Source organism: Microbacterium sp. zg-Y1090, from assembly GCF_030246945.1.
In the GTDB taxonomy this organism is placed as follows: Bacteria; Actinomycetota; Actinomycetes; order Actinomycetales; family Microbacteriaceae; genus Microbacterium; species Microbacterium wangruii.
Genome location: NZ_CP126742.1, coordinates 1,836,089 through 1,860,218 on the forward strand (window position 1 = coordinate 1,836,089; position 24,130 = coordinate 1,860,218).

Here is a 24,130-nt window from a genome sequence, read left to right on the forward strand (position 1 = left end):
ATCCTAGGCCCGGGTCAGAACAGCGTCGGCGCTTCCGCGATCGCCCACGACGCTCGGTGATGGGAGCTCAGGCCGATGGCACGGATCGCCTCCCGGTGTTCCAGGCTCGCGTAGCCCTTGTTGCGCGCCCACTGATAGTCCGGCCACTCGTCGTGGAGGGTCGTCATGTGCGCGTCGCGGGCCACCTTGGCGATGACGGATGCCGCGGCGGCGCTCGCACAGTCGCGGTCGGCCTTCACCACCGGTCGCACGTTCAGTCCGGTTCCCCCGGCGGGGGTGATGTAGTCGTGGTTGCCGTCGAGCAGCACCAGCGCCTCCTCTGCGACGACGCCGTGCGCGGTCAGCTGCGTGATGGCGCGCAGTGCCGCCAGGCCCAGGGCGCGGATGATGCCGACCTGGTCGACCTCGGCGGGACTGGCCCAGCCCACGGCCGAGGCCTGCACCCAGCCGGCGGCGCGCGCGGCGACGTCGGCACGGCGCGCGGCGGGCACGAGCTTGGAATCGCGCAGCCCCTCGGGGATGCGACGGCGGGCGCGCGCCGCATCCATCGCCACGGCACCGACGGCCACAGGACCGGCGAGGGCACCTCGGCCGACCTCGTCGCACGCGATCACCAGCGGGTGCTCGCGCAGCAGACGTCGCTCGAGGGTCAGTCGGGGCTCGACGACGGTCACGGCTCGGTCGACTCCGGATCAGAGCTCGGGATGCCGGCGAACACGTCGTGCTGGCCGTCGATCAGCCCGAGCCGGTCCAGCGGCCACGTGATGAGGAACGCCCGGCCGACGACGTTCTCGATCGGAACGAAACCCTTGCCGGGCTGGTCCACGTTGTACCGCGAGTCGCGGGAGTGGTCGCGGTTGTCGCCCAGCACCCAGAGAGATCCTTCGGGCACGACGACGTCGAACTCCACCACCTTCGGGGCGTTCTCGCCGGCGAGCAGATTCAGGTAGGGCTTCTCGTCGATCGGCACGCCGTTGACGGTCAGCTGCCCGAGCACGTTGCAGCACACCACCCTGTCTCCGGGAAGCCCGACGATGCGCTTGATCAGGTGATCCTTGCTATCGGGCGCAGAGAGGCCGATGAAGCCCATGGCAGCGTCCACCGCAGCCGCCAGCGGAGCGCGCTCCGGTTCCGGCGTGACGGGGAGCCAGCCGCCCGGGTCGCGGAAGACCACGACGTCGCCGCGGTCGTAGCCGCCGAACCGTGGCGACAGCTCATCGACCAGGATGCGGTCCTCGATCTGCAGCGTCTGCTGCATCGACCCCGACGGGATGTAGAACGAGCGGACGACGAAGGTCTTCACCAGGAACGACACGACGACCGCGATCAGCACGATGACGAGCACATCGCGCAGGAACGGCCACCATCCTCGGCGGCGATGCGCCGCAGGTTCCTGTGGCGGCACCATCTGCTCAGCCGTCATCGACATTCCTCTTCCGCCGCCCGCCGACCACGGGCGTTCGCGCGCTCAAGCGTCGCACATTCCACCTGGACCCGCGGTGTACGACGCGGGCGGAGACGACGGATGCCCCGGGCACGAGACCCAGGGCATCCGTCGTGAGAGCACGATCAGCGGTCGCGCTTCTCCTTGATCTTGGCCTTCTTGCCGCGGAGGTTGCGCAGGTAGTACAGCTTCGCGCGACGCACGTCACCACGGGTGACGACCTCGATGTGGTCGATCACCGGGCTGTGCACCGGGAAGGTGCGCTCCACGCCGACCTGGAAGCTGATCTTGCGGACGGTGAAGGTCTCGCGCACACCATCTCCCGAGCGACCGAGCACGACGCCCTGGAAGATCTGGATACGCGAGCGGTTTCCCTCGGTGATGTTGACGTGCACCTTGACGGTGTCACCGGGGCCGAACTGGGGGATGTCCGAGCGCAGGGATGCTGCGTCGACAGAGTCGAGGATCTGCATGATCGTCACTTCCTGCAGCCGCCACAGGTCGACCGCGAGATAGAGGAGTAAAAGAAAGTCGGTGCCCCGGGACCGACTGCGCGGTCCGCTCCCCTGAGGCAGAGACCTTCAGGGCACGAAGATCCATTCTGCCATGCCGCGACCCCCCGGCCAAACCATCAGACGCTCGGGGGCGTGCGCTTCTCCTCGATGACGACCACCTCGGGGGCCTCGGGCTCCACGCGCTCCTCCGGAGCAGGGATGAACGCGGCGCCGCCCTGGGTGCGCATCAGCGTGATGCGGGGGCCGCTCTCGGACCACAGCTGCCACAGCAGCAGCCAGAACAGACCGACCGCGAGGGCGGCGGAGCCGAACGCCTGGGCGATCCACGCCGGGCCGTACCAGCCGAGTGAGATCACCGACAGGTGCCAGAGGCCGAAGCCGAGCACGTCCCACCACGACACCGCCCGCTCCGCGCGCACCGTCCCCCGCGCCCGCACCAGCAGCATCAGGGCCAGTTCGACGAGGAAGACCGCGGGTACGGCGATGAACAGGGCCCACACGAAGGCGAAGCCGCCGGCATCGAAGACGCCCCAGCCGACCAGCAGCCACAGCGGCAGCACGAAGGCCGCAGGCAGCAGCCAGAGAAAGAACGCCCGTCGCAGCCACATGTCTCCGATGCTACGCCTGCCCCGCATGCCGGGCACCGTATGCGCCCGCGGCGTGCGCATCATCGGCGAGAATGGAAGACGACGGAAGGAAACCGATGATCGAGCTGCGCACACCCGCCGAGATCGACGCGATGCGCCCCGCCGGCCGATTCGTGGCCGAGGTGCTCACGACCCTGCGCGACGAGACGAAGGTGGGCACGAACCTGCTCGCGATCGACCGCCGCGCCCACGACATGATCCGCCGCGCCGGCGCGGAGTCCTGCTACATCGACTACCACCCCTCGTTCGGCGCCAGTCCATTCGGCAAGGTCATCTGCACCTCGGTCAACGACGCGGTGCTGCACGGTCTCCCCCACGACTACGCGCTGCGCGACGGCGATCTCGTGACGCTGGACTTCGCCGTCGCCGTCGACGGCTGGGTCGCCGATTCGGCCGTGTCGTTCGTGGTGGGCACGCCGCGCGACGAGGACCTCGCCCTCATCGACACCACCGAGCGGGCGCTGGATGCGGCGATCGCCGCCGCCACCGTCGGCAACCGGGTGGGCGACATCTCCCACGCCGTGGCCCAGGTCGCTCACGGCGACGGATATTCCATCAACACCGACTTCGGCGGGCACGGCGTCGGGCGCACCATGCACGGCGACCCCCACGTGCCCAATGACGGCAAGCCCGGTCGCGGCTATCCGCTGCGCCCCGGGCTCGTGCTCGCGCTGGAGCCCTGGTTCCTGCAGACCACCGACGAGCTCATCACCGACCCGGACGGCTGGACGCTGCGCAGCGTCGACGGTTCCCGAGGCGCGCACTCCGAGCACACCATCGCGGTCACCGCGGAGGGTCCGATCGTGCTGACTGACCGCTCCTTCCTCGGCGTCGACTGAGAGCGGACGCGCCGCGCCTCAGGCGGCGACCGCCATCCGTCCGTAGCCGAGTGCGATCAGCAGGCTGAGCGCGGCGAGCACGGCCGCGACGGGCACCATCGTGTAGCGCTCCGGCCGGCTGCGTGAGACGCCGTTCATCACGATCCCGACCGCGAAGTACGCCGTGATGACCCACATCGCGATGGTCGAGAACGTCGAGGGCACCACGTCGATCATGTCGACGCGGTCGAAGGCGATCACGACGATGACGGCGTAGATCACGATCGCCACGATGCTTCCCATGCGCAGCCGCGCCGGCAGGACCCGGTGCTGCCCGCCCCAGGCGAAGCGCCCGATCGGCGCGCCGAGCGCGAGTGCGAGCTGGAACAGGGCCAGCGCGGCCAGCACGATCGTCAGCGCAAGGGCGAAGGGCATTTCGCCACCCTAGCGGGGCGGCGGGTCGGACCCCGTCAGGCGAGCAGGTCCGGGCGCCGTTCGCGCGTGCGCTCAACCTGCTGCTCGTGCCGCCAGGCGGCGATGGCGCCGTGGTTGCCGCTGAGCAGGATCGGCGGGACGGTGCGCCCGCGCCATTCAGAGGGCTTGGTGTACGACGGGTACTCCAGCAGCCCGTCCTCGTGGGATTCCTCCACGAGGCTCTCGGGGTTGCCCACGACGCCGGGGATGAGCCGGCCGATGGCCTCGATCATGGCCATCGCGGCGACCTCGCCGCCGTTGAGCACGTAGTCGCCCAGGCTCACCAGCCGCACCTCGCCGAGGGTCGCCGCGTAGTCGAACACCCGCTCGTCGATGCCCTCGTAGCGTCCGCACCCGAACACCAGCTGCGGCTGCTGCGCGAATTCGCGGGCGGTGGCCTGCGTGAACCGCTCGCCGGCGGGCGAGGGGAAGACGAAGACGGGACGGATGCCGGCTTCGGCGGCCTCGGCGGCGATGGCATCGAGCGCCTCGCCCCACGGCTCGGGCTTCATGACCATGCCGGCGCCGCCCCCGTAGGGTGTGTCGTCGACGGTGCGGTGACGGTCGTGCGTGTGCTCGCGCAGGTCGTGCACGCGCACGTCGAGCAGTCCCGCGCCGCGGGCCTTCCCCAGAAGGGAGACCTCGAGCACGTCGAAGAACGCCGGGAAGATCGTGACGACGTCGATGCGCACGTCAGCCCTCGGAGCGCGGCGCCTCAGGAGCGTCCGCCTCGGGCGCGGCGATGTCGGCGACCGGCGCAGCGCCGGCGGCATCTGCGGCGGCGTCGACATCGGCGGCATCCGCCTCAGCGACGGTATCCGCGTCGGCGGGCTCGGGCTGCGCCTCGGGTTCGGCGGGCAGGTCCTCGAGCAGTCCGGCCGGCGGCGTGACGATGACGCGGCCGGCAGCGAGGTCGACCTCGGGGACGATCGCCTTGACGAAGGGGACGAGGATCTCGGCGTCGTCGGAGCCCGTGGGACGCACGATCAGCAGGTCCTGCGCGGGGAGGTGGTCCACGCGGACCACGCGACCGAAGACCTGGCCGTCGCGGACGACGTCGAGGCCGACGAGCTGATGGTCGTACCAGGCGTCGGGCTCGGGAGCCTCGTCGGTGTCGTCCTGGTCGATCCAGAGGATGGCCCGCACGAGGGTCTCCGCACCCTCGCGGTCCTCGACATCGTCGAAGAACACCACGGGGTGGGAGTTCATCCACCGGAACTCACGCACGGTGACGGTCTTGCCATGCCAGGGCGACGTCTCGGGCACCTGCAGCGTGAACTGCGCGCCGGGGACGAAGCGCCGGTCCGGGTCGTCGGTGTACAGCTCCAGCTTCAGCGCACCCTTGAGGCCGTGCGCCTTGACCAGGCGCCCGACCCGCAGCTGGGCACGCGGGGTCTTCGCAGCGGACACGTCAGTCATCCGCGACGTCTACCCGCACGCGGCGCCCGTCGGCCAGTGCCGACACGACGGTGCGCAGCGCTTTGGCCGTGCGTCCGCCGCGCCCGATGACGCGCCCCCGGTCATCCGGGTGCACGCGCACCTCCAGCACATCACCACGGGGCGAGGTGGAGGAATGGATCTTCACGTCGTCCGGGTGATCGACGATCCCCTTGACGACGTGCTCGAGCGCGGCGGCCAGCAACGGATTACTCTGCGTCGGTCGAGGCGGCCTCAGCCGACTCGTCGGACGCGGCGTCGGCGGCAGGCGCGTCGGCCTTCTTCTCCGCCTTCGGCTTGACGACGGACTTCTTCGCGGCGTCGATCTCGAACGGCGCCTTCGGCTCGGCCGTCTTCACGGTCGAAACGGCGTTCTTGTCGCCCTTGAAGGTGCCCCAGTCGCCGGTCAGCTTGAGGATCGCGGCGACCTGCTCGGTGGGCTGGGCGCCCACGGAGAGCCAGTACTGCGCGCGCTCGGAGTCGACCTCGATGAACGAGGGCTCCTCGGTCGGGTGGTACTTGCCGATCTCCTCGATGACGCGACCGTCACGCTTGGTGCGCGAGTCGGCGACGACGATGCGGTAGTACGGGGCACGGATCTTGCCGAGCCGCTTGAGACGGATCTTGACAGCCACAATTCTCCTGAATGTGTCGGAAGGATGAACGTCGCCTGGAGCGTGGGGTGCACACCCGGCAAAAGCTCTGAGGGTGGATCGTGGGCTGGATAGAGGGTCGAGCACACGGTCCGACCTTCTATTTTGCCAGATGCCGGGCCATGCCGCGAACCACCCTCCTGTGCGTGCCAGACTGTGCGCATGACGGTGCCCTTCGCGACATCCGCCCGCTCGTCCGTGGGACTGGAATGGGAGCTGATGCTCGCCGACGGCGAGACCGGCGACCTCGTCCCCCGCGCCCCGGAGGTGATCGCCGCCCTCGAGGAGTCGACAGCCCATGAGCGCTTCACGGTGACGGGCGAGCTGCTGACCAACACCCTCGAAGTGACCAGCGGCATCGGCAGCACGGTCGCCGCCGCCGTCGACGACATCGCCGACGCCATCGCGGCGGTGCGCAGCGTCACCGACCCCCTCGGACTGGAGCTGCTGTGCGCGGGCAGCCACCCCTTCGCGCAGTGGTACGACCAGGGCGTGACGGACAAGACCCGCTACAACACGCTCATCGAGCGCACGCAGTGGTGGGGGCGCAACATGATGATCTGGGGCATCCACGTGCACGTCGGCGTCGACCACGTCGACAAGGTGCTGCCGATCGTCAACGCCCTCGCGACCTACCTGCCGCACCTGCAGGCGCTGTCGGCGTCGAGCCCCTTCTGGGCAGGCGAATCCACCGGCTACGCCTCCAACCGCGCGCTGGTCTTCCAGCAGCTGCCGACCGCGGGCCTCCCCTGGCCCCTGCAGAACTGGGCGGAGTACGAGGCCTACCTCGACGACATGGTCGCCACGGGCGTCATGGCGGATGCCACCGAGGTGCGCTGGGACGTGCGCCCGGCGCCGCGCTGGGGAACCGTAGAGGTGCGCGCCTGCGACGGCATGTCGACCCTGCCGGAGCTCGCCGCCGTCGCCGCGCTGGTGCAGGTGCTGGTGGAGCACTTCTCCCGGGAGCTGGATGCCGGGCGCGAGCTGCCCATCCTGCAGCCGTGGTTCGTGCGCGAGAACAAGTGGCGCGCGGCCCGGTACGGCTTGGACGCTCGTCTGATCGTCGACCGCGAGGGCACCCAGGCGCCCGTCGCCGAGCACCTGCGCGAGACGCTGGACCGCCTCGCCGACATCGCCGTCGAGCTGAAATGCGCGCGGGAGTTCGCCGAAGTCGACACGATCCTCGCCGGCGGAGCGAGCTATGCCCGGCAGCTGACGGTGGCCGAGGCGGCCGATGGCGACCTGCGCGAGGTCGTGCAGCACCTCATCCGGGAGTTCCGCAACGGTCCGACCCTGCGCGAGCACCTGCGCCAGCTGCGCACCTGACGCGACCTCCCCCGGACACCGCCGCCGACGGCGGGGCGGGGGTACGCCGGCGCGCCGAGCCGAGCGGATGCCGCCGGTCGCGTTCGAGCGATCAGGCCTTGCCGAACAGCTTCTGGATCTCGGCGAGCTCCGCCTCGGTGGGCGGGGTCTGCGGCGCGCCCAGGCCGAAGCCCGATCCCGACGCGGCCGGGGCGGCCGCCGCCAGGCCCGCGGCCTCGGCGGCACGCTTGGCGGGGTTGCCCGAGCGAGGGACGTTGCGCTTCTTCGCGGCCTTGTTCCCGCGCTTGCTCGATGCGCCGGGCTTGCCGCCGACCGCGCCCATGCCGGGGATGTTGGGGACACCGCCGCGCGCGACGGTCTTCATCATCTTCGCGGCCTGCTCGAAGCGCTGCACGAGCTGGTTGACGTCGGTGACCGTCATGCCCGAACCCCGCGCGATGCGCAGGCGGCGGGAGCCGTTGAGCAGCTTGGGGTTGCGTCGCTCAGCGGGGGTCATCGAGCGGATGATGGCCTCGGTGCGGTCGATCTCGCGCTCGTCGAAGTCGTCGAGCTGTTGCTTCATCTGCCCCATGCCCGGGAGCATCCCGAGCATCTTCTTCATCGAGCCCATCTTCTTGAGCTGCTGCATCTGCTCGAGGAAGTCTTCGAGGGTGAAGGTCTCGGTCGCGAGCTTCTGCGCGACCTTCTGGGCCTCTTCCTCGTCGAACGCCTGCTGCGCCTGCTCGATCAGGGTGAGGATGTCACCGAGGTCGAGGATGCGGCTGGCCATGCGGTCGGGGTGGAAGGCCTCGAGGTCGTCCAGACCCTCACCGGTCGACGCGTAGATGATCGGGCGGCCGGTGACCGATGCGACCGACAGCGCGGCACCACCACGCGCGTCGCCGTCGAGCTTCGACAGCACGACACCCGTGAAGTCGACACCCTCCTGGAAGGCCTTGGCCGTGTTGACGGCGTCCTGACCGATCATCGCGTCGATGACGAACAGCACCTCGTCGGGGTCGGTCGCCTTGCGGATGTCGGAGGCCTGCTTCATCAGCTCGGCATCGACGCCCAGCCGTCCGGCGGTGTCGATGATGACCACGTCGTGCTGCTGGCGGCGGGCGGTCTCCACGCCGTCCCGGGCGACCTGCACGGGGTTGCCGACGCCGTTGCCCGGTTCGGGCGCGTAGATGGCGGCACCGGCCTGCTTCGCCACGACCTGCAGCTGGTTCACGGCGTTGGGGCGCTGGAGATCGGCGGCCACCAGCAGCGGCGTGTGGCCGTCCTTCTCGAGCTGCTTCGCCAGCTTGCCGGCGAACGTCGTCTTACCGGAGCCCTGGAGCCCCGCGAGCATGATGACCGTCGGCGGGTTCTTCGCGAACTGCAGGCGACGCTGCTGCCCGCCGAGGATCGCGACGAGCTCCTCGTTGACGATCTGCACGACCTGCTGCGCCGGATTCAGCGCGCGATTGACCTCGTCGCCGAGCGCCCGCTCACGCACCTTGGCGGTGAACTCCTTGACCACGGGCAGCGCGACGTCGGCATCCAGCAGCGCCCGGCGGATCTCGCGGACGGTGCCGTCGACATCGGCGGCGGTGAGCTTGCCTTTGGTGCGGAGGTTGCGGAAGGTCTCTGTGAGACGATCTGAGAGCGTGCCGAAGGTAGCCATGATTCCCCGATTCTACGCGGACGCGCGACCCACCCGCCGACCCTGCTAGGCGGTCGGCTCCTGGAAGAGGGTCAGCTGCAGTCCGGCGGGTGCGCGCAGCCGCGCGTTGACCGAGCGCCACGGCGTCACGCGGGCGGATGCCTGCAGCTGCGCGCCGGCACGGACGAGCGCGGATGCCGCGGCGTCGGCGTCGCCGACTTCGAGTCCGATCCGCAGCGGGTCACTGGGGGCATCGCCGTCGGTCTCGACGGCGTCGATGTACCCCACCTGCGCCGGGTTGGCCAGCTCCAGCGTGGCGCGGCCGGCGTCGAGGATCGCCACGCGCGCACCGCCCTCCGCTTCGTAGGCCGCCGCCTGCGGCATTCCGAGGGCATCCCGGTAGAACTCCAGCGCCTCGTCGAACCGTTCGGCCCGCACCACGAGTCGCAGCTGCCGCACCGGGCCCGCCGCGTCGGGCACCGCCGACAGCGCTGATTCCAGCAGCGGCGCGAGCGCCGCTCCCCCCGGCCCGTCGCCCGCCCACGCCCAGACAGCCGCGAAGACCGCGCCCGCGTAGGCGCTTCCGGTCACCTCGGCCTGCAGGGGCGCCCGGCCGTCGCCGACCAGCCTGCCCGTCACGGCCGTTCCCAGGCGCAGCTGACGCACGGCGCGCTCACGGTGCAGCTCGGCAGCCAGCCCCATCGCGGCTTCGTGGATGATCGCCAGCGCGAGGTGATCGGGAGCGAAGTCGTCGCCGATCGCGGCCAGCGTCTCGCGCACCGCCGCACCCGCGCCGAGCGCTGCCGTCGCGGCATCCAGTCGTTCGTCCAGCCCCGACCAGAGCACGTCCGCCTTCGAGGCGAAGTAGTTGAAGAAGCTCGACCTGCTCACGCCGGCGCGCCTGGTGATGTCGGCGACCGACGTGGCGTCGTAACCCTGCTCCAGGAACAGCTCGCATGCCGCCTCGGCGAGAGTGTGGCGCGAGGAGGCTCTGGGTCTACCCACCCGGTTCATATGCTCAGCGTACGGATCTCTCCGCGCCGTCGCGCACGCGGTGCCGCCTGGGCTATTCGGCGCTGGTGACCGACTGCACGTGACCGTCGGATGCGAGGTTCACCAGCAGCACGTCGTCGGTGGCATCCGGATCGAGCGCGTACTCCAGCACGGCGAACGGATCGCTGCCGCCGTGCTCGTCGGCCAGGATCGTCATGCTCATCAGCTGCAGCGACCGGATGACGTCGACGTGGACGTCGCCGGAGATGTCGACGAGGTACTCCTCGATGTCCTCGCCCAGACGGTCCTGCTGCTGCAGGATGTACTCCGTCACCTCGCTGGTGCGATCGTCGAGCTCGGTGACCATCGCGTTGCGGGAGGTGAGGTCGATGCTCTCGAGCGCCGTGATCATGGCCGCGGCGATGTCGAGGGCAGCCGTCGACACGTCGTCCTGATCGGGCGCGGTGAGATCCACCGTCACGACCTGGTCGGCGAACTCCACGTTCTCGGACCAGAAGATCGACCCGTCGGGGCCGGTCTCCAGGAGTCCGAAGTAGTCGTGCTCGATGGCCATGTGTCTATGAAACCAGTCCCGCCGGTGTGGCGATAGTGCGGCGACCCATGCCCGTCAGTCGACCAGCGAAGCGGCGAAGACGTGCGGGGTGAAACCGGTGAGGTCGTTGATGCCCTCGCCCTGCCCGAGGAGCTTGACGGGGATGCCGGTGCGCTCCTGCACCGCGAGGACGAATCCGCCCTTGGCGGACCCGTCGAGCTTGGTCAGCACGAGGCCGGTGACCCCGGCATGCTGCAGGAAGGCCTCCGCCTGCATGACACCGTTCTGGCCGGTGGTGGCATCCAGCACCAGCAGCACCTCGCTGATCGGCGCCTGCTTCTCGATAACGCGGCGGATCTTGGTGAGCTCATCCATCAGTCCGCCCTTGGTGTGCAGGCGTCCGGCGGTGTCCACCAGCACGATCTCGGTGCCGGTGCGCTTGGCGTACTCGATGGTCTGGAACGCGACGGAGGCCGGGTCCTGACCCTCCTGCTGCGGGCGCACGATCGCCGCTCCCCCGCGCTCGGCCCACGTGGCCAGCTGGTCGACGGCGGCGGCGCGGAAGGTGTCGGCTGCTCCGACGACGACGCTGCGACCGTAGCGCTGCAGGAACTTGGCGAACTTGCCGATCGTGGTGGTCTTTCCCACGCCGTTCACGCCGACGACCAGAACCACGGCGGGACGCTCGGTCAGCCGCAGCGTCGTGTCGAACTTCGCGAAGTGCTCCTCGAGCGTCTCCTTCAGCATGCGCTGCAGGTCGCGCGGATCCGTCGTGCGGTAGCGCTCGACCTTCTCCTGCAGCTCCTCGACGATGCGCTCGGTGATGTCGGGACCGAAGTCGGCGGTCAGCAGCGCGGTCTCGAGGTCCTCCCACGTGTTCTCATCGATCGTGGGCTTGACGAACATGCCGCGCAGGGCGCGGGCGAGCGACCAGGAGTTCTCCGCCATGGCTCCAGCCTAGGCCGACTGCGCGCTCTCCCTGTCCCGCACGCGCTGCCCGACCACCGCGGAGACGCCGTCCTGGCGCATCGACACGCCGTAGAGCGCGTCGGCGATCTCCATCGTGCGCTTCTGGTGGGTGATGACGATGAGCTGGCTGGATTCGCGCAGCTGCTCGAACACGCCCAGCAGGCGGCCGAGGTTGGCGTCGTCCAGCGCCGCCTCCACTTCGTCGAGGATGTAGAACGGGCTGGGACGGGCCTTGAAGATTGCGGTCAGCAGCGCCACGGCTGCGAGCGAGCGCTCCCCGCCGGACAGCAGCGACAGCCGTTCGATCTTCTTGCCCACCGGCCGAACGGTCACCTCGATCCCGGTGGTGAGCGGGTGCTCCGGATCGGTGAGGGCGATGTTGCCCGTCCCGCCGGGGAAGAGGATGGGGAACACCTCGCCGAACGCGGTGCGGGTGTCCTCGAACGCGGCGAGGAAGATCGTCTGCATCCGCTCGTCGAGCTCATCGATGATGGTCATCAGATCGGCCCGGGTCTGGGAGAGGTCGGCGAGCTGCTCGGTGAGGAACCGGTGGCGCTGCTCGAGCGCGGCGTACTCCTCCAGCGCCAGCGGGTTCACGCGCCCCAGCTGTCCGAGCTTGCGCTCGGCGTCCTGCAGACGGCGGCGCTGCGCGGCGCGGTCGTACGCCTCGACGCGCGCGTCATCGTCGGCCGTCGGCGCCGGAACGGGCTGATCCGGGCCGTATTCCGAAATGAGAATGTTCTCGTCGAGTCCGAGTTCTGATGACACCCGCTCAAGCAGGCTCGTGACGTGCAGGCGCTTCTCGTGGATCTGCAGTTCGAGACCGTGCACGCTCTCGGTCAGCCCCGCGAGCCGTTCGCGCACGGTGGCCTCCTGCGCGCGCAGGTCAGCGAGTTCGGCGGTGACGGCCGTGCGCGCCGACTCGGCGGCGGCCAGCTCCACGCGGGCCTGCGACACCGAGCGGTCGACGGAGTCCAGCAGCGGCGGCAGCTGAGCGGCGACCTCGGCGGCGACGGCACGCTGCGCCCGGCGGATCACGGTGCGCCGCGCGGTCTCTTCCGCCGCCGCCCGCTCGCGCTCGCGCTGGCGCTCCAGCTGGACCACCTGCTGCTCCCCCGCCCGGATGCGCTCGCGGAGCGTCTCCACGTCCAGGCGCGCGCGCATCTCCGCCTCCCGCGCGTGCTCCAGTGCGGCGAGCATCTCCTCGCGCGCCGAGGCGTCGAGGATCGGCCGCGGCGTCTCGAGCGCCTGCTGCAGCGCTTCCTCGGCCGTGCGCACCCGCACCTCGGCTTCGGCCACGGCCGACTGCGCCGGGCGCAGACCCGCCTCGAGCCGCTCGCACTCGGCCACGGCGGCCTCGAGCCGCACCGTGGCACGGTTCACCTGCTCGGAATGGGCGGCCAGGGCCGCGTCGTGAGCGCGCAGCGTCTCGAGCGCGGTCTTGGTGCGATGACGCGCCGCCTCCAGTTCGCTCTTCGCATCGTGCAGGGCGTCGCGCAGCGAATCGGCGACCACCACGATTTCGCTGAGCCGGTCGACGGCGGCGTCTCGCTCGGCCGCGAGTTCCAGTCGCGAGCGACCGCCGCCGCTGCCGGCGCGCACTGTGTGGGCGGTGACGACTTCACCGGACCGCGTCACGACGGTGACCCCGGCGGGGATCGACGGCAGAGCCGCGGCGGCGTCGAGATCGTCGACGATGACCGCGGAGGCGAGGAGGCCGAGCACCCCCGCGGGTGCGGTGACCACCTCGGCGGCGGCGACCGTGCCGGGCAGGGAGACGGGGGTGGTCTCGGCATCCACCTCGGCGATCGCGATGTCGACCGTGCCGAGGTCGGATTCCCGCGCGACGCGCGCGACGGCGTACGCGTCACCGGCGCTGGTCGTCAGTACGCCTTCGGCCAGCGCCCCCAGCGCAGCGGCGATGGCCGCCTCGTACCCCGCGGTCACCTTGACCGCGTCGCCGACGAGGCCGACGATGCCCTCTCCCCCGCGCATGATCAGCTCCGCCGCGGCGTTGCGCACATCCAGGGCACGACCGAGGGCAGCCGTCTGCGCGGTCAGCGCCTCCACTTCCCGCTCGGCGGCGTGGAGACGTTCGCGAATGCCGGCGACAGCGGTCTCCGCATCGTGCGCGTCGCGCTGGGCGCGTTCATACAGGCCGGCGTACTCCGCCGACGAACCCTCGGGAACCAGATGGGGGTTCACGCCCTCGAGGGCCTGCGCCGCCTCCGCGCGGCGGGCCAGCGCTGCGTCGAGGGCTTTCTGCTGGCGCTCCACGGCGGCGCGGCCGGCTGCCAGACCGGAACGCGCGGCATCGGCGGCTCCCCGCAGCTTGGTCAACCGCATGTCGTGCTCGGATACCAGCGCGCTCTGCGCGGAGATGTCGGCGTCGAGGGCGTCGAGTTCGGCGCGGGCGCGGATCACGTCGCGCCCCGCGGCCGCTGCGGCATCCTGCGCCGCGCCCAGCCCTGCGGCGACCTCGTCGATCTCGGCACGGGCATCGTCGATGGTCGTCTGCGAGACCGTTGTGCGGTCGAACAGCGGCTCCTCGTCGCTCGAGAGGAGCGCCAGTCGTTGACCGGTCAGCGAATACAGTCCGCGCAGGCGCTCCTGCACCTGCTCGAGCGCGAAGGCGGTGCGGCGCGCGCGGTCGACGGACTCGGAGCGCTGCTCGGCCTCCAGCTTCTCGATGCGGGCACGCACCTGCTCGGCCTGGTCCTGCAGCACGAGACGCTCGGAGTGGCGCTCCTGCTCGCTGCGGGCGTGGTCGGCCAGCTGCGTGCGCAGGGTGACCAGGTCGTCCGCGAACAGGCGCGCCTTCGCGTCGCGCACGACCGCGGCGATGGTCGCGGCTTCGCGGGCGATCTCGGCCTGCTTGCCGAGCGGCTTCAGCTGGCGGCGCAGTTCACCGGCGAGATCCGACAGCCGGGTGAGGTTCGCCTCCATCGCGGCGAGCTTGCGCAGGGTCTTCTCTTTGCGCCGGCGGTGCTTGAGGATGCCGGCGGCCTCCTCGATGAAGCCGCGCCGTTCCTCGGGCGAGGCCTGCAGCACGGTGTCGAGACGGCCCTGCCCGACGATGACGTGCATCTCCCGCCCCAGGCCGGAATCGCTGAGCAGCTCCTGCACGTCCAGCAGGCGGCAGCTCTGGCCGTTGATGGCGTACTCGCTCGTGCCGTTGCGGAAGAGGGTGCGGCTGATCGTCACTTCGCTGTACTCGATCGGCAGGGCCCCGTCGGAGTTGTCGATGGTCAGCTGCACCTCGGCGCGGCCGAGCGGACCACGCGTGGCGGTGCCGGCGAAGATGACGTCTTCCATCTTGCCGCCGCGCAGGGTCTTCGCGCCCTGCTCCCCCATCACCCACGCGAGGGCGTCGACGACGTTGGACTTCCCCGACCCGTTGGGGCCGACGATGCAGGTGACCCCGGGTTCGAGGGCGAACGTCGTCGGCTGGGCGAACGACTTGAACCCTTTGAGCGTCAGGCTCTTCAGGTGCATGGGCACGCCCTCCGTCACGGGTTACCCCGCCCACGCTACTGTGACCCGGTCTTGACGTGCGCACCGGCACGCGCTAAGTTCCTTGATCGCGTCAGAAGTTGAGAGGAGGTTCCCACGTGTTTTACATCAGCAACCCAGCTTTGACCCCCGCGTTCACCGCGCCCGCGTCGCTGCGCTGCCCCATGGGAACCGCCGTCTCCTTCGGAGCCGGCTCCGCCGGCAGCACGCCGGCCGCCGCCTGACCTGAGCCTGCGACGACTCTGCCCTTCGGCAGATCTTTGTGCACTCCTCGGCCGCCCCATCTGCAGGGCCGCCACTCCCATCCCTCGTGCCCGGCACGATTCCGCCGTTGCCGCGGCCACCTCTCTCGGAGAAACCATGAACACCCTCACCGTCTCGCGTGCCGCCCGCGCGCTGGACACCGTACGAACGACAGATCGCCAGTCGCAACCCTCGCTGCCGGACCGCGTCGCCATGCGCGTGGCGCTGGCGCTGCTGCTGTGGAGCACCCGGCCCCGACGGTCGAAGCCCACCTTCCACGACCTCGTCCGACGCGAGCGTCTGCTCGCCGCCGCTGAGCGCGAACGCGCGTGGCTGCTGCTGAGCCACGTCACCTCCTCCCGTTGAACCTCTCTTCTCAGGCCCGTCACGACGGACCGGATCGGATCACCCCATGAGCACCCTTCTCGCCGATGTGCGGCTGCGGCCCCTCACCGTGCCGGCGTCGATGCACGCCGCGGATGCCGCAGACTTCGCCGCCATGGTCGACGTGCGCAACCGCGTGTACGAGCAGATCTCCGGACACGCGGATCACTCGATCACCGCGCCGGAGCTGCTGCCCAACTTCCAGGACACCGAGGACGAGGAGCGCTTCATGTGGCTCGTCGAGGCCGACGGTGCTCTGGTTGGCCGCGTCGGCGTCGACCTGCCCCGCGAACGGGGCTCACGCACCGCGTACTGGCTGATCGAGCTGCTGCGCGAGGCGTGGGGGCGCGGCATCGGATCGCACGCCTATGAGCTTGTCGAGCGCACCGCCCGCGAGCACGGGCGCACCGTGCTGCAGGCATGGGCCGAGCAGCCTGCGACCGGGGAGGGCGAGGTGCTCGCACCGCCCACCGGGTTCGGAGAGGTGCCGCTCGATCACATCGCACGGTTCTTCCTGCGCCACGGCTACACCCTCGAGCAGGTCGAGCGCGCGAGCGCCCTGGATCTGACGAGGCCACTGGACCGCGTCGAGCAGCTCCACGCCGAGGCGCAGGCCGCGGCGAAGGACTACCGCGTGGTGCAGTGGCACGCTCCGACACCGCCGGAGTTCGTCGAGGGCTACGCCTGGATGAAGTCGCGGATGTCCACGGATGTCCCCGCGGGCGCGTTGGAGTTCGATGAGGAGACGTGGGATGCCGCGCGCGTGGAGCGCCACGACCGTCGCTACCTCGACGGCGGCCGCGCCCTGCAGGTGACCGCCGCGCAGCACATCGCGACCGGCGAGCTGTGCGCGTTCAACGAACTGGTCATCGGTCAGGACCCCACCGCCGCGTCGCATCAGGAGGACACCCTCGTGCTGAAGGAGCACCGGGGGCACCGGCTCGGCATGCTCGTGAAGTGCGCAGGGCTGCTGTCGTGGCGGGGTCTCCACCCGCGGTCCCCGCGGGTGATGACCTACAACGCCGAGGAGAACCGTCCGATGCTCGACATCAACGAGGCGATCGGCTTCGTGCCGATCTCCTACGAAGGCGCCTGGAAGAAGACGCTGCAGGAGTGATGCCGCCCCGCGGCCGCGGACTCAGCTCCGCGGCCGCGGCGGCTTCTGGCAGCGCGGGCAGAAGTGGCTCGAGCGGTTGGTGAACGACACCCGCACGATCGCCGCACCGCACCGCGGGCACGGCTGCCCCGTGCGACCGTAGGCGTTGAGCGAGTGCGCGAAGTACCCCGCCTGGCCGTTGACGTTGACGTACTGGGCGTCGAAGCTCGTGCCCCCCTCGGCCAGCGCCTTCTCGAGCACGAAACGGATCTCGTGCAGCAGGCGGTTCGCCGTGCGCGATGACAGCGCCGTCGCGGGCGTCTCGGGGTGCACCCGCGCCGCCCACAGTGCCTCGTCGGCGTAGATGTTGCCGACGCCGCTGAGCACGGTCTGGTCCAGCAGCACCCGTTTGACCGCAGACGCCTTGCGGGCGAGCGTGCGTCGCAGCGCCGCGTCGTCGAAAGCCGGGTCCAGTGGATCGCGCGCGATGTGCGCCACCTGGGTCGGCACCTTGGCGGCATCCGTCCCCCACCCGCCGGGCGCGCCGTCCGGGGTGGGGATCAGCGGGTCGACGGCGAGGGATCCGAACGTGCGCTGGTCGGCCAAGACCACGGCCAGGTCGCCGTGCGTGGGGTGGGCGATATCGAGACGGATGCGCTCGTGCCGTTCGTGGGGCGCGCCGGGTTCGCGCAGCAGCAGCTGCCCGCTCATGCCGAGATGGGCGATCATCGCATCGGCATCACCCTCTAGCGGAAGCCAGAGGAACTTGCCCCGACGGGCCGCCGTGACGATGCGGCGTCCGAGCAGGGCGGCTTCGAACGAGGCGGCATCGCCGCGGTGGCGGGTGAGTGCACGGTCGTCGGCGACGGTGACCCCGGTGATCCGTGCACCGGTCACCGCGGGAGCCAGGCCCGCGCGGACCACCTCGACTTCTGGAAGCTCAGGCACGGGCGCTGAGCTCGCGCCACGCCGTGAGCGCGGCCGCCATCTCCGCCTGCTTCTTGCTGGTGCCGGACCCGGTCGCGCTGAGGTCTCCCACGGTGACGGTCGCCGTGAAGACGCGGTCGTGATCGGGACCGGACGCCTCGATGGCGTACACCGGCGGATCGAAGGAGTTGCGCGCGGCGAGCTCCTGAAGACTGGTCTTCGGATCCATCGCGGCGCCGTAGCGATCGGGGTCCTGCAGCAGCGGCTCGACCAGGCGCAGCACGAGGTCCGTCGCCGCTTCGGGTCCGGCGGAGATGTAGGTGGCGCCGATCACGGCTTCCATGGTGTCGGCGAGGATCGAGTCCTTGTCGCGACCGCCGGTCTGCTGCTCGCCCCGGCCCAGCAGGAGATGATCGCCGAGGCCGATGCCGCGGGCGACTTCCGCCAGAGCCACCGTCGACACCACGCTCGCCCGCCGCTTGGCGAGGGATCCCTCGTCGAGCTCGGGGTGCGCGGTGAACAGCCGCACGGTGACGGCCTGTCCCAGCACGGAGTCGCCCAGGAACTCGAGGCGCTCGTTGTGCGGGATGCCGCCGGCCTCGTACGCGTACGAGCGGTGGGTCAGTGCAAGCGACAGAAGCTCGGGGTCGATCTCGACCCCGAGCTTGTCGACGAGCGTTGCCCGCTCGCTGGTGACGTCCGTCACGTCATCCGCCGATCGCGGATCAGACGTCGGCGACCTTGCGGCCCTTGTACTCCAGGAACAGCTCGGTGCCCTGCGAGTCGGTGACGACCTTGGCCTGGTGGGGACGGCTGTAGACGACCTTGCCGTTCTCGATGGTCTTGACCAGCGCGGGGGCCTCGGCCTTCCACTGCGCACGGCGCGAGCGGGTGTTGGAACGCGAAACCTTGCGCTTCGGGGGGTTGCCTGCCATGGCTAGCTCTCTTCTGTGGTCTCGGCGCCGCGGTCATCCGCCGCGTCGTCGTGGGTAAAGGTCCTCAGGGCGGCCCAGCGCGGATCGACGGGTTCGCGAGGCTCATGCGACGCTTCCGCAGTCAGCCTCTCACCCGTGATCGGGTCGAGCCCGGGGCAGTCCGGCTGACACACCGGCTGGAACGGAAGCGACAGGACGATTGCGTCCCTGATCAGATCCTCCGTGTCGACATCGTCGCCCTGGAGCTCGAAATCAATCGCTTCCTCCCCAGGATAACCGAAGAGCTCCTGAAACTCGACTTCGACCGGCTGAGCGATGTCTCGGAGGCACCGGCCGCACACGCCGCGATAGGTGGTGTCGGCTGTGCCGGTGACGAGGATGCCCTCGTGGACGGACTCCAGGCGCACGTCCAGGTGGACGTTCTCGCCCTTCTCGACGGCGACGAGGGACTCGCCCCATCGCTGCGGTGCGGGTGCATCGACGACGAACTCGCGCATCTCCCCCGGTCGGCGCACGATGTCGCGCGCGGGGAACACGAAGGGGCCGCTCACATGCTTTTTCACCACGGTCGTCAATCGTACCCGCGTGACGGGCGGCAGGCGCGACCGGTCAGATGTCGCGGGCCCCCGTGTCGAGGAACCGCGCGACCGGTCCGGGGACGAAGGGGGCCACGTCTCCGCCGAGCGCGGCCACCTGGCGCACCAGCGAGCTGGAGACGAGGGCGTGCGCCGGGTCGGGCAGGAGGAAGACGGTCTCGATCCGCGCCAGGTGGCGGTTCACGATGGCCATCGGCGTCTCGTAGGCGACGTCGACCTGCGAGCGGATGCCCTTCACCAGCACTCCGGCGCCCACATCGGTCGCATAGTCCACGAGCAGTCCCATGCTCCAGCTGGCCACCACGACGTCGCCGGGAATCTCGGCCTCGGCGATGGACTGCTCAAGCAGGCTGAGGCGCTGCGCGATGGGGAGCATGGCTTCTTTGCCCGGGTTGTGCACCACGAGCACGTGCAGTTGGTCGTACAGCGCGGCGGCTCGCCGGATCACGTCGAGGTGACCGAGGGTGGGAGGGTCGAAGGAACCGGGAACAACGGCGATCCGAGGGTTCATGGATCCAGCGTATCGCCGCTCGGAAGCCGCTCCGTACGCCGGTCAGCTCTTGGCGAGGGCCGCGCGCTCCTGCTGCCCCAGACGGCGCTCGATCGCGGCGGCCAGGCCGGGGTGCGCCTGGAGCTGGGGATCCGCCGACAGCACCTTCTCGGCCTCCTGGCGGGCGACCGCGATGAGGTCGGCGTCGGTCACCACGCGCAGCAGGCGCAGCGACGAGCGCGCCCCCGACTGCAGGTCGCCCAGCACATCGCCCTCGCCGCGCAGCTCGAGGTCGACCTCGGCGAGTTCGAATCCGTCGGTCGTCGCGGCCACGGCCTCCACACGCTCACGCGCCGGAGTGCCGGCAGGCGCCTCGGTCACGAGCAGGCACAGGCCCGGCACCCCGCCTCGGCCGACGCGCCCGCGCAGCTGATGCAGCTGCGAGACGCCGAACCGATCGGCTTCGAGGATCACCATCGTCGAGGCGTTGGGCACGTCCACCCCCACCTCGATGACCGTCGTGGCCACCAGCACGTCGATCTCGCCGCGCGCGAAGGCCTGCATGACGGCGTCCTTCTCGTCTCCCGGCATGCGCCCGTGCAGGATCGACACCCGCAGGTCCGCGAAAGCGGGATGCCCGGCCAGCAGCTCCTGCACCTGCACGACTCCCCACCGGGTGCGCTCGGGTGCGCCGTCGGCCTCCGCCACGGGCTCGTCGGCGGTGTCGTCCTTGACGGCGGCCTCCGCGTCGATGGCGGCGCACACGACGAACGCCTGACGCCCGAGCGCGACTTCCTCGGCGATGCGCTCCCAGACCCTGGCGAACCAGCCGGGCTTCTCCGCCAGCGGTGCGACGAAAGTGGAGACGCCGGCGCGACCGGCCGGCATGGTGCGGATCGTGGAGACGTCGAGGTCGCCGAAGACGGTCATGGCCACCGTGCGCGGGATCGGGGTTGCGGTGAGCACGAGCACGTGCGGCGCCGTGCCCTTGGCCCGCAGCGTCTCGCGCTGCTCCACGCCGAAGCGGTGCTGCTCATCGACGACGACGAGTCCGAGGTCGGCGAAGGTGGTCGATGCGCTCAGCAGCGCGTGCGTGCCCACGATGATGCGCGCCTGACCGGACGCGGCGCGCAGCGCGGCCTTGCGGCGCTCGGCGGCGGGCATCTGGCCGGTGAGGAGCGTGGGCATCAGCTCCGGCGCCAGGCGGGGTCCGAGCATGCGTGCGATGGAACGCAGGTGCTGCGCCGCGAGCACCTCGGTGGGTGCGATGAGGGCGGCCTGACCGCCGGTCTCGGCGACCTGCAGCATGGCCCGCAGCGCCACCAGGGTCTTGCCCGAGCCCACTTCGCCCTGCACCAGCCGGTTCATCGGCCACGCGCCTTCGAGGTCGGCGGCGACGCGCTCCCCCACCGTCACCTGGTCGTCCGTCAGCGCGAACGGGAGCGCGGCGTCGAACTGCGCCAGCAGGCCGTCGGCGGCGGCGGGGCGCGATGTCGCCGCCAGCGCCCGCACCTCTGCGCGCTGCTGCAGGAGGGCCGCCTGCAGCACGAACGCCTCATGGGTGCGCAGCGTCTCCTGGGCCTGGCCGATCTGCTCGAAGGTCTCCGGGCAGTGGATGCGCTCCAGCGCGGTGCGGGCGTCGAGCAGGTCGCGGGCGATCCGGAACTCCTCCGGAAGCGGGTCGGGCACCTCGTCGAGCATGTCGAGCACGGTGTCGACGGTCTTCTTCACCTGCCAGCTCGCAACGGTGCCCGTCGCGGGGTAGATGGGCACCGGCTCGGTCGAGCGGGTCTGCGCGGTCACGCGGGCGACCGCTTCGTCCTCGAACAGCTGGTAGTCGGGGTGGGCGAACTGCTGCGCACCCCGGTAGATGCCCACCTTGCCGGAGAAGATCCCCCGGCGCCCCGGGGTGAGCTCGTTCAGACGCCAGGCCTGGTTGAAGAACGTCAGGGTCAGGGCGCCCTGGCCGTCGCTGATGACCACCTCGAGGATCGAGCCTCGGCGGTTGCGCATGCGCCGCTCGGTGGCGGAGCGCACCTCGGCGACGATCGTGACCTGCTCCCCCAGCGGCAGCGAGTCGATCGGGGTCAGCTCGCCGCGCTTGGCGTAGCGGCGCGGGTAGTGGACCAGCAGGTCGCCGACGGTCTGCATCCCGAACGCGCGCTCGAGCGCACCAGCGGTCTTGTCGCCGACCGCGGCGCGCAGACGCGTCTCGAGCGACACCATGAGGGAGATTCTAGGCGGCACGGCGGACACGCCCGGCGTTCGTGGAGGCGGCGCCGCCGTATCGTGGAACGGTGACCCGACGCACACTCGCCCGCATCTACTGGGCCCTCAGCCGTTGGCGCCTGGACACCGCACCGGCGCCGGAGCGTCCCGGCGTGCTCATCGGCGCCCCGCACACCTCCAACTGGGACTTCGTCATCATGCTCGCCATCGCGTGGCGCCTGGGCATCCCGGTGCGCTGGCTGGGCAAAGACAGCCTGTTCCGCGGCTGGCGCGGTCCGATCATGCGCCGGCTCGGCGGCATCCCCGTCGACCGCGACAACCCCGCCGGCCTCGTCGCGGACGTCGTCGCGCGCGTGCAGGCGGGCGAGGTCTTCGGCCTCGTCGTCACTCCGGAGGGCACGCGCGGGGCAGGAAACCACTGGAAGTCCGGGTTCTACCGGATCGCCCGCGAAGCCGGCCTGCCGGTGACCCTCGGCTACGTCGACCGCACCACCATGACCGCGGGTCTCGGCATCACGGTGGAGCTCACCGGCGACGTCCGCGCCGACATGGACCGCATTCGCGCCTTCTACGCCGACAAGTCCGGCCTGCGCCCTCATCTGCGCACCGAACCCCGACTGCGGGATGAGTCGTCGACGACGGTAGCGTGAGCGTGTGACTCGCATCATCGCCGGTGCCGCCGGCTCGCTGACGCTCGTGGTCCCCGACGCGGGCACCCGCCCGACCAGCGACCGCGTGCGCGAGGCGCTGTTCAGCTCGCTCGAAGCCGCCGATCTCGTGCGCGATGCCCGTGTGCTGGACCTGTACGCCGGTTCCGGGGCGCTGGGACTGGAGGCGCTCAGTCGCGGCGCGGGCTCGGTGGACCTCGTCGAGAAGTCGCCGCGCGCGGCGGCGACCGCCCAGCGCAACGCCGTCGCGGTGGCGAAGGCCGTGCGCGCGTCGTCTGCCGCCTGGCGGGTGCACCGCTCCTCGGCCGACGCGTTCCTGCGCACCGGCGGCGTGCCCTTCGACCTGGTGTTCCTCGACCCGCCGTACGACGTGGGCGAGGCGGAGCTCACGCAGACCCTCGCCCTGCTGGTTCCGCTGCTGGCCCCCGACGCGACCGTCGTGGTGGAGCGGGCGCGCCGCTCACCGCAGCCCACGCTCCCCGACGGGCTCGTCGCCACACGGGACAAGCGCTACGGCGACACCACGCTGTGGTGGGCGACCACCGCCTGACTCAGCCCGCCTGACGATCCCAGTCGCGATAGGGGTCCCACCCGCCGGGCGCGTCGTACGGCGCACCGTCGAGCTGCACCGCCGCCGCGCCCGCCTGCACGACACCGCCGATGACGCGGAAGCCGTCGGGAAGGGGCGCCCCGGGCGGGAAGGTCGCCAACAGCGCATGGTCTTCGCCGCCCTCCAGCGCTGCGACGGGATCCGGGCCGAGCGCGGCGGATGACAGCACCAGGGTGACCCCGGATGCCGCGGCCAGCCGCCGCGCGTCCAGAGCCAGTCCGTCGGAGACGTCCATCATCGCCGTCGCACCCGCGGCGGCGGCCTGCGGGCCGAGCGCGATCGGCGGGTGCGGGCGCAGCTGCGCGTCGAGGGCGAGGAGTTCCCCCGCCGTGAGCGCGCTTCTGTCCACCGGCAGCGCAGCGCCCGCGTCGCCGCGGAAGCGGGAGAAGAGCAGTGCCAGACCCGCCGCGGCCAGGCCTGCATGGCCGGCGAGGGCGACGACATCGCCCGGGCGGGCGCCGCCCCGGCGCACCGGCTCCACCCCGTCGAGCACGCCGACGGCGGTGACGGCGATGGTGAGGGTGTCCGAGATGGTGAGGTCGCCGCCCTCGACGGCGCACCCGGGCGCGAGCGCGTCGCACGCTTCGCGCAGACCCGCGGCGAGGTCGGTCACGAAGTCGACGGTGGTGTCTGCGGGCATCGCCAGGGCGACGAACAGCGCGGTCGGGCGCGCGCCCATCGCCGCGACGTCGGCGAGGTTCACTGCGGCCGCCTTGAAGCCGAGATCGACACCTCCCGACCACGCCAGACGGAAGTCCGGCCCCTGCACGAGCGTGTCGGTGGTCACGACCGCGCGGCCGCCGGGAACGGCGAGCACCGCGGCATCATCGCCGGGGCCGATGACTGCCGCCGACGAGCCGGCGAGCACCTTCAGCAGCGCCTGCAGCACCACGCTCTCCCCCACGTCTCCGACGGTTCCGCCTGGTGCACTGCTCACCCGTCCACCGTACGGGACGCTCCGGCGGCGTGACCCGAGGCCGGGC

27 protein-coding genes are annotated in these 24,130 nt (G+C 70.9%); 6 read left to right on the forward strand and 21 right to left on the reverse strand.

From position 1 onward, the window contains the following. Positions 1-14: 14 nt before the first annotated feature. From rnhB to QNO26_RS08690, 4 genes are all read right to left on the reverse strand, one after another. The gene (gene rnhB, locus QNO26_RS08675; protein WP_257530486.1) at positions 15-674 is read right to left on the reverse strand and encodes a ribonuclease HII; all 660 of its coding nucleotides are present in this window, start codon (positions 672-674) and stop codon (positions 15-17) included. Next, complete coding sequence (gene lepB / locus QNO26_RS08680) at positions 671-1,429, reverse strand: signal peptidase I (protein WP_374679374.1); 759 nt, start codon at positions 1,427-1,429, stop codon at positions 671-673. The genes rnhB and lepB overlap by 4 nt, the downstream gene beginning before the upstream one ends. A gap of 140 nt (positions 1,430-1,569) precedes the next feature. Then, the gene (rplS, locus tag QNO26_RS08685; RefSeq protein ID WP_257530519.1) at positions 1,570-1,917 is read right to left on the reverse strand and encodes a 50S ribosomal protein L19; all 348 of its coding nucleotides are present in this window, start codon (positions 1,915-1,917) and stop codon (positions 1,570-1,572) included. A 158-nt stretch (positions 1,918-2,075) separates the two neighbouring features. Then, positions 2,076-2,567, reverse strand: coding sequence for an MFS transporter permease (locus QNO26_RS08690; RefSeq protein WP_257530482.1), 492 nt, complete (start codon positions 2,565-2,567; stop codon positions 2,076-2,078). 95 nt (positions 2,568-2,662) lie between these two features. On the opposite strand from QNO26_RS08690, the gene map reads away from it, so the two are divergent. After that, positions 2,663-3,445 (forward strand): type I methionyl aminopeptidase, encoded by a 783-nt coding sequence (map, locus tag QNO26_RS08695; RefSeq protein WP_257530480.1) that lies wholly within the window; start codon positions 2,663-2,665, stop codon positions 3,443-3,445. Positions 3,446-3,463: 18 nt separating this feature from the next. On the opposite strand, the gene QNO26_RS08700 is transcribed toward map, so the two are convergent. From QNO26_RS08700 to rpsP, 5 genes are read right to left on the reverse strand one after another with little or no spacing between them, the layout of a single operon-like run. Then, the gene (locus tag QNO26_RS08700) at positions 3,464-3,859 is read right to left on the reverse strand and encodes a hypothetical protein (protein WP_257530478.1); all 396 of its coding nucleotides are present in this window, start codon (positions 3,857-3,859) and stop codon (positions 3,464-3,466) included. Between the two features lie 35 nt (positions 3,860-3,894). Beyond that, positions 3,895-4,590 carry a tRNA (guanosine(37)-N1)-methyltransferase TrmD gene (gene trmD, locus QNO26_RS08705; RefSeq protein ID WP_257530476.1) on the reverse strand — a complete coding sequence of 232 codons (696 nt, stop codon included), beginning with the start codon at positions 4,588-4,590 and terminating at the stop codon, positions 3,895-3,897. A gap of 1 nt (position 4,591) precedes the next feature. After that, positions 4,592-5,317 carry a ribosome maturation factor RimM gene (rimM, locus tag QNO26_RS08710; protein WP_257530474.1) on the reverse strand — a complete coding sequence of 242 codons (726 nt, stop codon included), beginning with the start codon at positions 5,315-5,317 and terminating at the stop codon, positions 4,592-4,594. Beyond that, positions 5,310-5,540: an RNA-binding protein gene (locus QNO26_RS08715; protein WP_257530472.1), complete on the reverse strand. Its 231-nt coding sequence runs from the start codon at positions 5,538-5,540 to the stop codon at positions 5,310-5,312. The genes rimM and QNO26_RS08715 overlap by 8 nt, the downstream gene beginning before the upstream one ends. A 4-nt stretch (positions 5,541-5,544) precedes the next feature. Beyond that, complete coding sequence (gene rpsP / locus QNO26_RS08720) at positions 5,545-5,970, reverse strand: 30S ribosomal protein S16 (RefSeq protein WP_257530470.1); 426 nt, start codon at positions 5,968-5,970, stop codon at positions 5,545-5,547. 180 nt (positions 5,971-6,150) lie between these two features. Between rpsP and QNO26_RS08725 the strand changes: the two genes are divergently transcribed. Further along, entirely contained in the window at positions 6,151-7,314 is a 1,164-nt protein-coding gene (locus QNO26_RS08725; protein ID WP_257530468.1) for a glutamate--cysteine ligase, read from the forward strand. A gap of 91 nt (positions 7,315-7,405) precedes the next feature. On the opposite strand, the gene ffh is transcribed toward QNO26_RS08725, so the two are convergent. From ffh to smc, 5 genes are read right to left on the reverse strand one after another with little or no spacing between them, the layout of a single operon-like run. Then, entirely contained in the window at positions 7,406-8,962 is a 1,557-nt protein-coding gene (ffh, locus tag QNO26_RS08730) for a signal recognition particle protein (protein ID WP_257530467.1), read from the reverse strand. A gap of 45 nt (positions 8,963-9,007) precedes the next feature. Next, positions 9,008-9,955: a TetR family transcriptional regulator gene (locus QNO26_RS08735; RefSeq protein ID WP_257638456.1), complete on the reverse strand. Its 948-nt coding sequence runs from the start codon at positions 9,953-9,955 to the stop codon at positions 9,008-9,010. Positions 9,956-10,007: 52 nt separating this feature from the next. Continuing rightward, entirely contained in the window at positions 10,008-10,508 is a 501-nt protein-coding gene (locus QNO26_RS08740; protein WP_257530462.1) for a DUF2004 domain-containing protein, read from the reverse strand. A gap of 54 nt (positions 10,509-10,562) precedes the next feature. Continuing rightward, positions 10,563-11,435: a signal recognition particle-docking protein FtsY gene (ftsY, locus tag QNO26_RS08745; protein WP_257638457.1), complete on the reverse strand. Its 873-nt coding sequence runs from the start codon at positions 11,433-11,435 to the stop codon at positions 10,563-10,565. 9 nt (positions 11,436-11,444) lie between these two features. After that, positions 11,445-14,951, reverse strand: a complete 3,507-nt coding sequence (gene smc, locus QNO26_RS08750; protein ID WP_257530457.1) for a chromosome segregation protein SMC — start codon at positions 14,949-14,951, stop codon at positions 11,445-11,447. Positions 14,952-15,329: 378 nt separating this feature from the next. Between smc and QNO26_RS08755 the strand changes: the two genes are divergently transcribed. Together QNO26_RS08755 and QNO26_RS08760 are read left to right on the forward strand one after the other, a co-directional pair. After that, positions 15,330-15,578, forward strand: coding sequence for a hypothetical protein (locus QNO26_RS08755; protein WP_257530455.1), 249 nt, complete (start codon positions 15,330-15,332; stop codon positions 15,576-15,578). A gap of 46 nt (positions 15,579-15,624) precedes the next feature. After that, the gene (locus tag QNO26_RS08760) at positions 15,625-16,713 is read left to right on the forward strand and encodes a GNAT family N-acetyltransferase (RefSeq protein WP_257530453.1); all 1,089 of its coding nucleotides are present in this window, start codon (positions 15,625-15,627) and stop codon (positions 16,711-16,713) included. A gap of 21 nt (positions 16,714-16,734) precedes the next feature. On the opposite strand, the gene mutM is transcribed toward QNO26_RS08760, so the two are convergent. From mutM to QNO26_RS08790, 6 genes are read right to left on the reverse strand one after another with little or no spacing between them, the layout of a single operon-like run. Next, entirely contained in the window at positions 16,735-17,640 is a 906-nt protein-coding gene (gene mutM, locus QNO26_RS08765; RefSeq protein ID WP_257638458.1) for a bifunctional DNA-formamidopyrimidine glycosylase/DNA-(apurinic or apyrimidinic site) lyase, read from the reverse strand. Continuing rightward, positions 17,633-18,325 (reverse strand): ribonuclease III, encoded by a 693-nt coding sequence (gene rnc / locus QNO26_RS08770; RefSeq protein WP_257530449.1) that lies wholly within the window; start codon positions 18,323-18,325, stop codon positions 17,633-17,635. The genes mutM and rnc overlap by 8 nt, the downstream gene beginning before the upstream one ends. Positions 18,326-18,344: 19 nt before the next feature. Then, a complete protein-coding gene (rpmF, locus tag QNO26_RS08775; protein WP_013586329.1) occupies positions 18,345-18,554 on the reverse strand; it encodes a 50S ribosomal protein L32 in 210 nt (69 codons plus the stop codon). A 2-nt stretch (positions 18,555-18,556) separates the two neighbouring features. Next, a complete protein-coding gene (locus tag QNO26_RS08780) occupies positions 18,557-19,105 on the reverse strand; it encodes a YceD family protein (protein ID WP_257638511.1) in 549 nt (182 codons plus the stop codon). A 58-nt stretch (positions 19,106-19,163) separates the two neighbouring features. Continuing rightward, complete coding sequence (gene coaD, locus QNO26_RS08785; RefSeq protein WP_257530447.1) at positions 19,164-19,661, reverse strand: pantetheine-phosphate adenylyltransferase; 498 nt, start codon at positions 19,659-19,661, stop codon at positions 19,164-19,166. Positions 19,662-19,703: 42 nt separating this feature from the next. Continuing rightward, entirely contained in the window at positions 19,704-21,866 is a 2,163-nt protein-coding gene (locus QNO26_RS08790) for an ATP-dependent DNA helicase RecG (protein WP_257530445.1), read from the reverse strand. Positions 21,867-21,937: 71 nt separating this feature from the next. Between QNO26_RS08790 and QNO26_RS08795 the strand changes: the two genes are divergently transcribed. Together QNO26_RS08795 and rsmD are read left to right on the forward strand one after the other, a co-directional pair. Next, positions 21,938-22,519, forward strand: coding sequence for a 1-acyl-sn-glycerol-3-phosphate acyltransferase (locus QNO26_RS08795; protein ID WP_257530443.1), 582 nt, complete (start codon positions 21,938-21,940; stop codon positions 22,517-22,519). 4 nt (positions 22,520-22,523) lie between these two features. Further along, positions 22,524-23,087: a 16S rRNA (guanine(966)-N(2))-methyltransferase RsmD gene (gene rsmD / locus QNO26_RS08800; protein WP_257530441.1), complete on the forward strand. Its 564-nt coding sequence runs from the start codon at positions 22,524-22,526 to the stop codon at positions 23,085-23,087. Position 23,088: 1 nt separating this feature from the next. Here the strand turns inward: rsmD and thiL are convergent, their stop codons facing one another. After that, the gene (gene thiL / locus QNO26_RS08805) at positions 23,089-24,084 is read right to left on the reverse strand and encodes a thiamine-phosphate kinase (protein WP_257638459.1); all 996 of its coding nucleotides are present in this window, start codon (positions 24,082-24,084) and stop codon (positions 23,089-23,091) included. Positions 24,085-24,130: the final 46 nt, after the last annotated feature.

Excerpts from the sequence above, each read along its gene's own strand:
- QNO26_RS08690 (WP_257530482.1), bottom strand. The coding sequence starts at position 2,567 with ATGTGGCTGCGACGGGCGTTCTTTCTCTGGCTGCTGCCTGCGGCCTTC.
- coaD (WP_257530447.1), bottom strand. The coding sequence starts at position 19,661 with ATGAACCCTCGGATCGCCGTTGTTCCCGGTTCCTTCGACCCTCCCACC.
- QNO26_RS08740 (WP_257530462.1), bottom strand. The coding sequence starts at position 10,508 with ATGGCCATCGAGCACGACTACTTCGGACTCCTGGAGACCGGCCCCGAC.
- QNO26_RS08735 (WP_257638456.1), bottom strand. The coding sequence starts at position 9,955 with ATGAACCGGGTGGGTAGACCCAGAGCCTCCTCGCGCCACACTCTCGCC.
- ftsY (WP_257638457.1), bottom strand. The coding sequence starts at position 11,435 with ATGGCGGAGAACTCCTGGTCGCTCGCCCGCGCCCTGCGCGGCATGTTC.
- QNO26_RS08725 (WP_257530468.1), top strand. The coding sequence starts at position 6,151 with ATGACGGTGCCCTTCGCGACATCCGCCCGCTCGTCCGTGGGACTGGAA.
- ffh (WP_257530467.1), bottom strand. The coding sequence starts at position 8,962 with ATGGCTACCTTCGGCACGCTCTCAGATCGTCTCACAGAGACCTTCCGC.
- lepB (WP_374679374.1), bottom strand. The coding sequence starts at position 1,429 with ATGTCGATGACGGCTGAGCAGATGGTGCCGCCACAGGAACCTGCGGCG.
- QNO26_RS08755 (WP_257530455.1), top strand. The coding sequence starts at position 15,330 with ATGAACACCCTCACCGTCTCGCGTGCCGCCCGCGCGCTGGACACCGTA.
- rpmF (WP_013586329.1), bottom strand. The coding sequence starts at position 18,554 with ATGGCAGGCAACCCCCCGAAGCGCAAGGTTTCGCGTTCCAACACCCGC.
- map (WP_257530480.1), top strand. The coding sequence starts at position 2,663 with ATGATCGAGCTGCGCACACCCGCCGAGATCGACGCGATGCGCCCCGCC.
- QNO26_RS08760 (WP_257530453.1), top strand. The coding sequence starts at position 15,625 with ATGAGCACCCTTCTCGCCGATGTGCGGCTGCGGCCCCTCACCGTGCCG.
- QNO26_RS08790 (WP_257530445.1), bottom strand. The coding sequence starts at position 21,866 with ATGGTGTCGCTCGAGACGCGTCTGCGCGCCGCGGTCGGCGACAAGACC.
- rimM (WP_257530474.1), bottom strand. The coding sequence starts at position 5,317 with ATGACTGACGTGTCCGCTGCGAAGACCCCGCGTGCCCAGCTGCGGGTC.
- QNO26_RS08700 (WP_257530478.1), bottom strand. The coding sequence starts at position 3,859 with ATGCCCTTCGCCCTTGCGCTGACGATCGTGCTGGCCGCGCTGGCCCTG.
- smc (WP_257530457.1), bottom strand. The coding sequence starts at position 14,951 with ATGCACCTGAAGAGCCTGACGCTCAAAGGGTTCAAGTCGTTCGCCCAG.
- rplS (WP_257530519.1), bottom strand. The coding sequence starts at position 1,917 with ATGCAGATCCTCGACTCTGTCGACGCAGCATCCCTGCGCTCGGACATC.